General features: G+C 38.8%; 11 protein-coding genes. 7 read left to right on the forward strand and 4 right to left on the reverse strand.

The genetic code is table 11. The features are described from left to right. Position 1 precedes the first annotated feature (1 nt). Positions 2-2,479, forward strand: coding sequence for a 3'-5' exonuclease (locus FJR11_RS14515; protein WP_168504863.1), 2,478 nt, complete (start codon positions 2-4; stop codon positions 2,477-2,479). 424 nt (positions 2,480-2,903) lie between these two features. Next, positions 2,904-3,200 (forward strand): DUF2288 domain-containing protein, encoded by a 297-nt coding sequence (locus tag FJR11_RS14520; RefSeq protein ID WP_168504865.1) that lies wholly within the window; start codon positions 2,904-2,906, stop codon positions 3,198-3,200. 44 nt (positions 3,201-3,244) lie between these two features. Here FJR11_RS14520 and FJR11_RS14525 read toward each other — a convergent pair whose 3' ends face one another. Continuing rightward, complete coding sequence (locus FJR11_RS14525; protein WP_371417556.1) at positions 3,245-3,601, reverse strand: flotillin domain-containing protein; 357 nt, start codon at positions 3,599-3,601, stop codon at positions 3,245-3,247. Positions 3,602-3,647: 46 nt separating this feature from the next. Between FJR11_RS14525 and FJR11_RS23580 the strand changes: the two genes are divergently transcribed. The 5 genes from FJR11_RS23580 (at position 3,648) to FJR11_RS14545 (ending at position 9,503) form a co-directional block, all read left to right on the forward strand. Beyond that, the gene (locus FJR11_RS23580; protein WP_254444754.1) at positions 3,648-3,785 is read left to right on the forward strand and encodes a hypothetical protein; all 138 of its coding nucleotides are present in this window, start codon (positions 3,648-3,650) and stop codon (positions 3,783-3,785) included. Positions 3,786-3,862: 77 nt separating this feature from the next. Further along, positions 3,863-4,300 (forward strand): hypothetical protein, encoded by a 438-nt coding sequence (locus FJR11_RS14530; protein WP_254444755.1) that lies wholly within the window; start codon positions 3,863-3,865, stop codon positions 4,298-4,300. A 345-nt stretch (positions 4,301-4,645) separates the two neighbouring features. Continuing rightward, a complete protein-coding gene (locus FJR11_RS14535) occupies positions 4,646-7,150 on the forward strand; it encodes an endonuclease MutS2 (protein WP_168504867.1) in 2,505 nt (834 codons plus the stop codon). 131 nt (positions 7,151-7,281) lie between these two features. Continuing rightward, positions 7,282-7,884 carry a DUF3038 domain-containing protein gene (locus FJR11_RS14540; RefSeq protein WP_168504869.1) on the forward strand — a complete coding sequence of 201 codons (603 nt, stop codon included), beginning with the start codon at positions 7,282-7,284 and terminating at the stop codon, positions 7,882-7,884. A gap of 71 nt (positions 7,885-7,955) precedes the next feature. After that, on the forward strand, positions 7,956-9,503 hold the full coding sequence (locus FJR11_RS14545; protein ID WP_168504871.1) for a DUF4335 domain-containing protein: 1,548 nt from the start codon (positions 7,956-7,958) through the stop codon (positions 9,501-9,503). Between the two features lie 31 nt (positions 9,504-9,534). Here the strand turns inward: FJR11_RS14545 and FJR11_RS14550 are convergent, their stop codons facing one another. From FJR11_RS14550 to FJR11_RS14560, 3 genes are all read right to left on the reverse strand, one after another. Continuing rightward, positions 9,535-10,017: a PAS domain S-box protein gene (locus tag FJR11_RS14550; protein WP_371417540.1), complete on the reverse strand. Its 483-nt coding sequence runs from the start codon at positions 10,015-10,017 to the stop codon at positions 9,535-9,537. A gap of 34 nt (positions 10,018-10,051) precedes the next feature. Further along, positions 10,052-10,615: an alpha/beta fold hydrolase gene (locus FJR11_RS14555; RefSeq protein ID WP_168504873.1), complete on the reverse strand. Its 564-nt coding sequence runs from the start codon at positions 10,613-10,615 to the stop codon at positions 10,052-10,054. Between the two features lie 315 nt (positions 10,616-10,930). After that, positions 10,931-11,326 carry a DUF1830 domain-containing protein gene (locus FJR11_RS14560; RefSeq protein WP_168504876.1) on the reverse strand — a complete coding sequence of 132 codons (396 nt, stop codon included), beginning with the start codon at positions 11,324-11,326 and terminating at the stop codon, positions 10,931-10,933. Positions 11,327-11,360 lie beyond the last annotated feature (34 nt).

Below are 11,360 nucleotides of genomic sequence, written 5' to 3' on the forward strand. Positions count from 1 at the left end.
TATGTCACAAACCCAACCCAACTCAGAACAACTAAAAATCATCAACCACGTCAACGGAGCATTATTAATATTAGCTCCCGTAGGAACTGGTAAAACCCGCGTTTTATCATCAAGAGTTGTCAAAGCAATTAAAGCAGGTATTCCTCCCAAAAAAATCCTCTGTCTAACTTTTACTAACCGCGCAGCGAAGGAAATGAAAGAACGGTTAGCACAAATGTGTCCTCAACAATTTCGCTATATCACAATCAAAACTTTTCATAGTTTATGTACTTATATCCTGAGAATAGAAGCGAAAAATATTGGTTTACCAGCAGATTTTGTAGTTTATGATGATACTGATTGTTTAGGACTAATTAAAGGGATTTTTCAACTAAGTAAAGACAAAGATATTCAAGATAAATTATCACAAATATCTGATTGTAAAACTAAAGCTACTCATTTACAACTATCTCCTAATTATCCTTTAGAGCAATTATTTTTACCTTTGGGAATGCGTGACGCAAGATTAGCTAGTAAATATCAAACTGTTTTACAAGAGCGTCATGGTTTAGATTTTTCTGATTTAATTTTTTATGTTCGTTCCTTGTTTTCTTATTATCCAGAAATCAAAAAAAGATGGGAAGAACGGTTTGATTTTATTCAAGTTGATGAAGTTCAAGATACTCATTTATCTGAATATGAAATTGTCAGATGTTTAGCTGCTCGAACTGGTAATATTGCCATAATTGGAGATTTAGATCAAACTATTTATAAATGGAGAGGTTCAGAACCTGAGCAAGTTGTAAATCAATTTAAACAAGAGTTTCAACCCCAAGAATATTCCCTCACTTGGAATTATCGCGCTACTAAAACCTTACTAAATACTGCTTCTGGTTTTGCTGATTCCTTTGAAACACGACATACAAAAATAACTCCTGCTCCTATTTGTGAAAATGGTGAATTGATTCCTGTTTATCCAGCTAAAAATGAAGATGATGAAGGAAAATGGATTGCTCAACAAATTCAAGATTTAGCTAATAATAATCCTGAATTTCCATATAATCGAGTTGCTGTTTTAACGAGAACTCATAAACGCATTGATATTATTAGTAAAAGCTTAGAAAAATCTCAGATTCCCTGTATTACAGTTGAGCAGCATCAATTCTTTATGCGTCAAGAAATTAAAGATGCTTTGGCTTATTTACGCTTAATTATCAATCCCTTTGATACAGGTTCAATGCTGAGAATGTTACAGCGTCCTAGTCGGGGAATTGGTGATGCTACTATTAATCATATCATTAAAGAAGGAGAAAATTGTGGTTTTAAATTAACTGATATGGCATCAACACAAACTTTTATTGATGGTGATCCTTTTAGTAATTTAATTACCACTTATGATTCGGGAACAATTGTAGTTTTTGATGTAGAAACTACAGGCTTTTTAGCAGGTAAAGATGAAGTAATTGAAATTGCAGGAATTAAATTAATTAATGGAGAGATAGAATCAGAATTTCATGCTCATATTAAAAATACTGTTCCTGTGGGAGATTCAGCACAAATACACGGTTATAGTGATGAATTTTTAGCAGCAAATGGCAAAAATGCAATTGATGTATTTACAGAGTTTCTAGAATTTATCCAAAATGCTTTTTTAGTTGGACATAATCTCGGTTTTGACATTAAAATGGTTATAGCTGATGCTCAAAAATTAGGTTTATCAACTCCGCAATTTCAATGGGGAGATACCTGGGATTTAGCAAAACGTTTTATTCAAGCAGATAGTTATAGTTTAGAAAATTTAGCAACTAAATTAAAACTAAATCAATTCCCAAATCATAGTGCTATTAATGACACCCGTGCAACTGTGGAATTATTAGCAATTCTCATTCCTTTAGTGAAAGTTCGTGCTGATTATCGTCAAGCATTAGTTTATCGTTATGGAGAAGGATTTGAAAATTTAGCTGATGATATGCAAAGTTGGAAAAATACCAGTCAAAAATTACGTCCAGCAGATTTATTAGGTAATATCTTAATTGATTCTGGTTTATATGATTATTATGAATATCATGAACCACACAGATTAGAAAATCTCAAAAGGTTAGTCAAGATTTTCAAAGAACAAGATAACTTAGAATTACATCCTGATACAGCACTGAGAAATATTATAGAATATACAGCATTAGCAAAAAACTTAGATCAAATTTCTCAAGAAAATAATCAAGTTTTAATTATCACAATTCATCAATCAAAAGGCTTAGAATTTGATACCGTGTTTATTGCAGGTATGTGTGAAGAAGAATTTCCGACTTACTTTAGTTTGCGAGATAATAAAATAGAAGAAGAAAAGCGGCTATTTTACGTAGCTTTAACCAGAGCAAAAAAACAGTTATTTATCTCCTGGTTTCTCAAAGACAATAAAAACTTTGCTAAAATAGAAAGTCAGTTTCTTGATTTATTACCTCCTGAATATTTAATTGAAACTACATTCTCTAGTAGCTAATAATTAAATAATTATCAATTAACATTTGTGGGTTATTCTCAGAGGACGGACTCAGGTAAATAGCAGATTAGCTCACACTCCAGTACCCATTGAGCAGTGCAACGAGGATAACTGTTTGGATCACAAGACCACACTATTTTATGGTGACAGTTTTCACCTTCCTCATCTTTGGGATTGGTTTTATTATTATCTTCTGTGAGATTGTTGTTATTGGTCGGGTTCATAATGTAAACTTCCTTTAACTTTGTTTTAACTCATTCTTAACTATTTTATATAACGGGTGAAAAGTAAATCACTGACGTAGATTTTGTAATATTTATTCACATAGTGTCGCATCTTACAGGTATATCTCTGTAACAACTACTAACAAAAGTTCCTTGCTGATCAGGTAAAATGAAACTAATAACTAAAAAAGTAGGGAATTATGTCAGATTTACGCGAAAAATTACAACAAAATCTCGATGAAGCAGAATGGGAGTGGTTGATTCCCCATGTCCAAAAAGATGCGGTGATTTTGGTGGCAGAGAATTTAGACTTATTAGATGTGGGAGAAGCCATTGCTAGTGATAATATTCTTTCAGTGCAACATTGGATAGATGAACAATTGTTAGCTAAACCCACAGTAGATCAGGTAGGAGAATGGAATCTTAACCGCACTAAACGGTTTAATGCCCTCATTGTTGAACCCTATGTGCTAGTAAAAGAAATGGCTACTATTTAATAATTGATAATTCATTTCAATTATGAATTATCAATTACAAATTATCAATTATTTTCTGTATCTTCTTGGTTCAGGTTTGGTGCAATAACTGAGTTGTTACTACGCACTAGTTGACTAACTTGGCCAATTAAATTTCCTAATTTGCCTTCATCTAATAAAGTGTTAATTAAGGATAGTCCGCTAGTTGATAGTAACAACTTATTAATATCTTGACTGCTACTACTACCATTTGCACCGGGGAATGAATAAATGCGAGTATCTCCTAAAACTCCTGGTTGTGGTGCTAAAGCAGCTACAATTTCTGGAAGTTTATCAGCTAATTCTGGCCAGATAGTAGTGAAAATTTTGGCACTCAAATTAGCGTTACTAATGGTATTTTCCGCCGCAATTTTAGATTGAATCCCCTCAGCTTCTGCTAAAGCTTTATCACGAAGTTGTTTGTTAAAATTGTATAGTGTTCAGGGTGATTTATTACGACAAGCCAAAAGGGAAAAACGTTCTATCTCTGAGGAAGAATTACCATTTCTATGGATTTTAACACCAACTTGTTCTGAAAAAATCCTCGATGGATTTGGAGCAAAGTAAAGGAGGGGTGGGAAAAAGGAGTTTATTTTCTGTCAGGATCACTGAAAGCATCTATTGTTGCTATCAATCAGTTGCCGATGACAGAGGATACACTATGGTTAAGGGTATTAGGAAAAGGAAAAACCCAAACTCAAGCTATCAATGAAGTAATTCAACTCTCCCAGGAGAATGATAAATGGAAGCAATTACTAGAAATGTTCGCATCTTGGCATAAAAACTTAGAATTGAATAGTAATGTCAGTGAGGAAGAAAAGGAGTTAATCATGAGTTTATCACCAGCGTATCTAAAACAACGGGAAGAATGGCGACAAGAAGGATTGCAAGAAGGACGACAAGAGGGATTGCGGTTGATAGTAGTGAGTTTACTAACAGAACGTTTTGGTAATTTAGATGAAGAATTATCTGCTATTGTGACTTCAATTATGGAGCTTTCTCTGACAGAAAGAACCGAAGTATTACTGCAATTATCTAATCTTTCTCGTGAAGAATTATTAGCTAGATTTAGAGTCGATTGAACTGACATTTTATTTACTAGAAATTAAAAACTCTATCAAGCGGGTAATGGGGGGTTTCTATACCCCCGTCATAGATTGAATAAACGGATTTAATGGTTTTTAGTCTCGGTTATACCCAAGTTACGCCATAAAAAACTTTAGTAATACGCTTTAATACAGCCGTTGCCGCTCTTATGAGGTACAAAGTTGAATCATGAAACTCTTGTAGTGCGGGCATCTTGCCCGCTAATGGTGTACCTCATAACACCGGGAAGTGCTGTAAACACCAGAAAAATTTTATCCTGGAAAATTTAGTCTTCTAGTGGCTAAAATTGTTACGATAACTTCAGATTAGTTTTTGAAACCTTGATTCAATCTGAAACCTTAGAATTATTAGAGTGGCCCCGTCTGTGCCAGCACCTTTCCACCTTTGCGGCAACTAAGTTAGGGGCTATAGTTGCGCGTAACCTGCCAATTCCTGAAACTCAGGCAGAAAGTGAACAGTTATTAGCGCAAACCAAAGAAGTTTACGAACTGGAAAGTCGTTTACATCCAGGATTATCCTTTGAAGGAATACAAGATATTGGTGATTCCCTAGAACGGGCCATACTCCAAAGTATTTTACCTGGAGAAGAACTGTTAGCGATCGCTACCACCCTGGCAGGGACGAGAAATTTACGCCGTGTCATTGATAATCAAGAAAATGTCCCAGTTTTAAGCGATTTAGTTTCCCAATTGCGGACTTACCCAGAATTAGAACAGGAAATCCACCGTTGTATTGATGAACGCGGACAAGTCACAGATCGCGCTAGTCAAAAAATGGGGGAAATTCGCATAGAATTGCGGAAAATTCGCGGACAAATTACCCAAAAACTCCAAAATATTATTCAAGCTAAATCGGGAGCAATTCAAGAACAGTTAATTACCCAAAGAAGCGATCGCTTTGTTATCCCCGTCAAAGCCCCCCAAAAGGACGCAATTCCCGGCATTGTTCACGACACCTCAACCAGTGGTGCAACCCTGTATGTAGAGCCTAGCAGTGTCGTACCATTGGGTAATCAACTGCGGCAAATTATCAGAAAAGAGCAAACCGAAGCCGAAGTAATTCGCCGGACTTTAACAGAGAAAGTGGCCGCTGTCACCCCAGATTTAGAAAGGTTATTAGCCATTGTCACCACCTTAGATTTAGCAGTGGCGAAATCTCGTTATAGTTTGTGGATAGGTTCTAACCCCCCGCGTTTTGTCCATCGAGAAGACAATGAAATTATCACCTTGCGAAATCTGCGCCACCCGTTGTTAGTATGGCAACAGCAGCACGAGCAAGGAAATCCAGTCATTCCTGTAGATTTATTGATCAGTCCTCAAATTCGGGTAGTCACAATTACCGGACCCAATACAGGGGGAAAAACGGTAACTTTAAAAACCTTGGGATTGGCGGCGATCATGGCGAAAGTGGGTTTATTTGTTCCTGCCCGTGAACCCGTGGAAATGCCGTGGTTTTCGCAAGTTTTAGCTGATATTGGCGATGAACAATCGTTACAACAAAGTTTATCTACTTTTTCAGGACATATTCGCCGCATTAGTCGAATTTTAGAAGCATTGGAAGAAGGAGTCAGGAGTCAGGAGTCAGGAGTCAGGAGAAAGGAAGAGGAAGAAGTCAGGAGTCAGGAGTCAGGAGTCAGGAGAAAGGAAGAGGAAGAAGAAATAAAACTACCAATCCCCAATCCCCAATCCCCAGTCCCCAGTCCCCAGTCCCTAGTTTTACTTGATGAAGTTGGTGCAGGTACAGATCCGGTGGAAGGAAGTGCATTAGCGATCGCTTTACTCAAATATCTCGCCAATCATACCCAGCTAACAATGGCTAGTACCCACTTTGGCGAACTCAAAGCTCTAAAATACGAAGATTCCCGATTTGAAAATGCTTCCGTAGAATTTAACGAAACTACTCTTTCACCTACTTACCGTCTGTTGTGGGGGATTCCTGGCCGTTCCAACGCCTTGAGTATTGCCTTGCGTTTAGGGTTAAAATCAGAAGTAGTAGCAGAAGCGAAAACTCAAGTTGGAGAAGCCACGGACGAGGTAAACCAAGTCATTGCCGGTTTAGAAGCCCAACGCCGCAATCAGGAAACCAAAGCCGCCGAAGCCCAAAAATTATTACGTCAAGCCGAACGATTATATAAAGAAGTTTCTGACAAAGCCGCTGCATTAGAAGCCAGAGAAAAAGATTTGCGGGCTTCCCAAGAAATTGCCGTTCAACAAGCAATTACCCAAGCCAAAGGAGAAATTGCCCAAGTGATCCGCCGCTTGCAAAAAGGCACACCTAACGCCCAAGATGCCCAGCAAGCCACAGCATCCCTAAATCAAATTGCTCAAAAATACGAACCTGCACCGCCACCTAAACCTAAACCTGGGTTTATGCCCAAAGTAGGCGATCGCGTGCGAATTCCCAAATTAGGTCAAACTGCCGAAGTATTAACAATTCCTGATGTTGATGGCAATTTTAACGTGCGCTTTGGCATCATGAAAATGACCGTCCAACTCCAGGATATCGAATCACTAGATGGACAAAAACCCGAACCCATAGTTAAAACCAAACCAGCCCCAGCCGTAGTTACACCACCACCAGCCCCAGCCATTCGTACTTCAAAAAATACTGTAGATTTGCGCGGAAAACGCGTAGCTGATAGCGAATATATCTTAGACAAAGCTATTTCTGAAGCCGCTGGATCTATTTGGATTATTCATGGACACGGTACGGGTAAACTTAAGCAAGGAGTTCACGCTTTCTTACAACAACACCCCAGAGTTATCAACTACGAACCAGCAGAACAAGCCGATGGCGGAAGTGGTGTCACCATTGCTCATATTTAAAGGGAACAGGTAAGGAGCAATAGGTAAGAACATTACCAATCCCCAGTCCCCAGTCCCCAGTCCCCAGTCCCCAATGCCCAATCTCGTTTCCAAATAGGTAACAACACCCGCTTCTTTCAGCCTAATCATCTATGGTAAAAGTTATGCAATCAACCGCTAATTCCACTATACCAAAGTCACCTTGGGAGGATTTAACCCAAATTCCAGCCCCAAATACAATTCAATGGGAAAATATCAAAACTCAGTTAGACTTAGTCCTATTAGCCCTAGAAACATTAACTGGGATTGGTTCAGAGGCAATGCTGTCTGCCGCAGTTAGTCTTAATTTAGAGTCAAAAGTACCAGATCGGGTGGCTTTATGGCGATTACGTCAATCAAATCCCCTCCGCAAAGGCCAAGGAGGACGGAAAAAGCTAGATGTAGAAGAAGCACGAGCGCTAGTTTTAATTATCTGCCATCTTGCCAAACAGCACCAAGAATTAATTCGCCGGGCTGTAGGTTTATTGGAACAAATGACAGCAAATAACCAGAAACCTCACCAAACTGCGTTATTGGGAGATTATATAGATGCTTTTTGTAATACTTACCAAGAACGCATGGAAGAAGAAGAAGCAACCTCAACGGATTTGCTTACCCATTTAGCCCTAAAACTGTTAATAAATTTACTCTTTTATAGCGCCCCTGGTGGACACCGCCGTTTGTGGTTAGCACTCATAGACCTTTCCACAAAATAATTTTCGATTTTCGATTTCCGTTCCCAATCTAAAATCCAAAATTCCCTATTTTCTTCTTTGAAATTTTTGTTATGTCTCCATCAAATTCTGTCATTCGTCGCTACACTCCACCCACTTGTACATTAGAAATTCGGGCGCAAAACTCCTCTTTGTCCCGGTGGATGGAGGAAACTGTGATTAAGGATCTCAATTTTCGTCTGCAATTTGATGATCCACGATTACCAGAACAACAGAAAATCCTCATTCAGGGTGATCAACAGCAACTAGAAGTTTTATGTAATATTGTTACCACTTACGTTCAACAACTTCTGCAACAATCCGCCGAGGATTTTAGTATTAATTTATTAGACACCGATAATGGCAATACAGCATCAGAACCGGAATTAAAAAACACTCCCCCATCCGTCTTTCCTCGCCAAACTTTACCATCTTTTAATCCCCAAATTCCCCAAACAAAAGTTTATTTAGAACCCAGTCGTAATTTAACTCATAAACTCTTTTTTGGTGATCTTGCTAACCAAACATCTGGACTGTTTATTGAACTGAGTTTATTGCAACTATTTGACTTGGCAACGGCTTTAGATGAATACTCATCTGATATGATTGCCTTACCAACTACTAGTAATCAAACTGTTCAGACAAGTTTACCTCAGTGGGCCCCTATAGCCGCAGTTTTAGTATTAGCAGCCGGTTTAGCTCCATTTACCTGGCAATATGCCAATAATAGTCAGAAAGCAGCTAAAAATACTAATCCCGCCCCACAACAAGTAGCTATAAAACCTGCACCTGGACTAAATTTAACTTCGCCTCAACCCCAACTAACACCAGCACTTCCTAGTTTTAGTCCGCCTCCAGCATCGCTGTCTTTTCCCAATGCAACTATCCCCGCTGCACCGACAACATCATCGCCACCAGCATTAACCATCCCATCTAATAGTTCTGCTGATCCTATTAATCCACAAGTTCCCTTACCTGCGATCACCCTCAATACTGATAGTGCCAGCAGGACGCAAGTTATCCCAAGCTCTCCCAGTATTTTGGCTAAAAATGGGATCAATACCACTAAACTGAATAATTTACCCTCTGCCAATCTTAACATCTTACCCAGTGTTTCCCAACCGGCTAAGTCTATTGCCAGTATCCCCAATAACAGTTTTAGTAATAGTCCTAACACCCTTCCCACCACCTCGGCTATGGAATTAACACAGGGTGCTGTGGGAATTTCTAGCCCATACCAGCCATCTCAGGCAGAAAATAGAGATAATTTAGTGAGGAGATTAAGAGCCGCAACTAAAACCTCTTCAGTGACACCAGTTAATAATAATCAGACTTTATTTGATACACCTCAAGTGGCAGAAGCTAGAGAATACCTCAACAAGCGTTGGCAACCACCAACTGGACTTTCCCAAGCTCTGGAATATAGTTTAATATTGGGTGTTGATGGCAAAATCGAAAGAATTTTACCTTTAAATCAAGTCGCCAGGGAATACATTGATAGTAGTGGTATTCCAGAAATTGGTAAACCTTTTGTTTCTACGAATAAATCTGGACAAAACCTGAGAATACGCGTTGTTCTTAGTCCTGATAGTAAGGTACAAACATTTCCAGAAACACCATAGAAAATTTAAACTTACCTCAATTTGTTGCCTCTTAATAAGAAAATATCACCGACTGATTGCGCCCCTGTTCCTTGGCACAATAAAGGGCTTTATCCGCTTGTTTTTGGGCGATGGTAGCAGCTTCCGCGACTTTCTTGGCTTTGAGAATTTCATCTTCATACTGAATTCGTTGGTGAATGGGTATGAAAATACACTCATTGATAAAGCTTCCAGCCTTTTCTCGCCGCATACCGTTGACAAGCACGGGTATATGATTTCCTTGCTTGGACTTTAATGAAAAGTATATCTCTTCCGCCTTACCATGCATTTTTAAAAGCGGGAAAAAATGGGTTTGGTAAAAAATCCGGCTGGCAATTGGGAGAATTAACTCTATTTTTTTTCCCCACAGTTCATCTAATTCCTGTCCGAGTAATTCTAGTAACGTAGCGTTAACCATTACAATAGTGCCATCGTCAGTAAACGAGAGGAAGCCACAGGGAGCAGTATTAAGTATCTCGTCTATGTAGTGTGTCACTGTGCTAGATTATCAACTGATTTGGTAATATATCTCAAGTATTAGGAATTTTCCTCAAAAACTCTTGAATTAGATGAATTGTTTCTGCTGAGTGGCTCATGTGTGGGCAATGTCCTGTAGCCTTCATTAGTCTTAGCGTACTGTTAAATAGGTGGCAGTGCAAATAATCTCCCACCTCCGTTGGAGCGATCGCATCCTCAGCACATTGTAAAATCAGAGAAGGTATGGTCACATTAGCTAAATCACTACGGTTGTCACTATAGAAAGTCGCTTGAGCAAAGCAGTTAGCAATCAATGGATCTGTTGAACAAAAACTTGCTTCCAGTTCTTGACTTAGCTCCGGTTGATCCTCATTTTTCATCACCATTGGTGCGAGAAAGCTCGCCCAACCAATGTAATTTTTCTCCATGATATCTAGCAGATCCTCAATATCTCTGCGCTCAAATCCTCCTATATAGTTATTGATGGGATCATTAATATAGCAGGGGGAAGGACTCACAAGAATCAGTTTCTCAAAGTAATTTGGGGACTGAACAGAAGCCAGCATTCCAATAACGCTGCTAACAGAATGCCCGACAAAAATCACACCTAAATCCATGGGCGAACAGCATAGACTGTTGGCCTCTTCCAAATACCTTGACGTTATTTCGTAGGATAATATTTTGAGTCATATTTTAAGACTATCAATACTAGTATATTTTACTATAGCGATATGCACTTGAATGAGATATATCATAAGTCCCCTCCTCGCTTGCGTGGTGGGGTTCTTGTATCTCACTCAAACGAGAACCGCTATATAATTTAATTGTGCAGGAAGTCTCAGTATTCACCTAGTTTTTGCCACCCTATTTCCTGCTATCAATAAAAAGGGCTGCTGAATTCAGCAACCCTAATATTTAGCAACATTGTTTTTTTAATCAATAGATGCCAATTCAACAACTTGTAAAGGTTTTATTGTATCTACAATTTTTTTATTATTTTCCAACTCCATCGGATTACTATTACTAGAATTTATTCCCGAAAATGAGTCTGTCTCACTCTCTTCACTGCTAGTTTCATGGATGACAAGGCGATTGCACGGAATTGTATCTGATATAATGGCACTTGCCATCATCCCAGTGTGAATCTCCATTTGCGCTGCTGGAGGAACTTCAAACACTAGCCTTTGTCCAGGAAATACCACCCTTTCAAAGTACCAGTTAGGAATATTGGAGATGCGAGCCACCTGGATCTTACTCGTGGCATTGACGTAGCAGCAGAGAATCTTCCCCGAATGCTCCGGTGGTAGAGGATCTAATATCTGAGCCATAACTGCTGAGGAGCTTATTTGCGCCACAATTTTA

Source organism: Anabaena sp. UHCC 0187 (genome assembly GCF_009712035.1).
GTDB lineage: Bacteria > Cyanobacteriota > Cyanobacteriia > Cyanobacteriales > Nostocaceae > Dolichospermum.

Coding starts and splice junctions, on each gene's coding strand:
- FJR11_RS14515 (WP_168504863.1), top strand. CDS start 2: ATGTCACAAACCCAACCCAACTCAGAACAACTAAAAATCATCAACCAC.
- FJR11_RS14520 (WP_168504865.1), top strand. CDS start 2,904: ATGTCAGATTTACGCGAAAAATTACAACAAAATCTCGATGAAGCAGAA.
- FJR11_RS14530 (WP_254444755.1), top strand. CDS start 3,863: ATGACAGAGGATACACTATGGTTAAGGGTATTAGGAAAAGGAAAAACC.
- FJR11_RS14540 (WP_168504869.1), top strand. CDS start 7,282: ATGGTAAAAGTTATGCAATCAACCGCTAATTCCACTATACCAAAGTCA.
- FJR11_RS14545 (WP_168504871.1), top strand. CDS start 7,956: ATGTCTCCATCAAATTCTGTCATTCGTCGCTACACTCCACCCACTTGT.
- FJR11_RS14555 (WP_168504873.1), bottom strand. CDS start 10,615: ATGGATTTAGGTGTGATTTTTGTCGGGCATTCTGTTAGCAGCGTTATT.
- FJR11_RS14560 (WP_168504876.1), bottom strand. CDS start 11,326: ATGGCTCAGATATTAGATCCTCTACCACCGGAGCATTCGGGGAAGATT.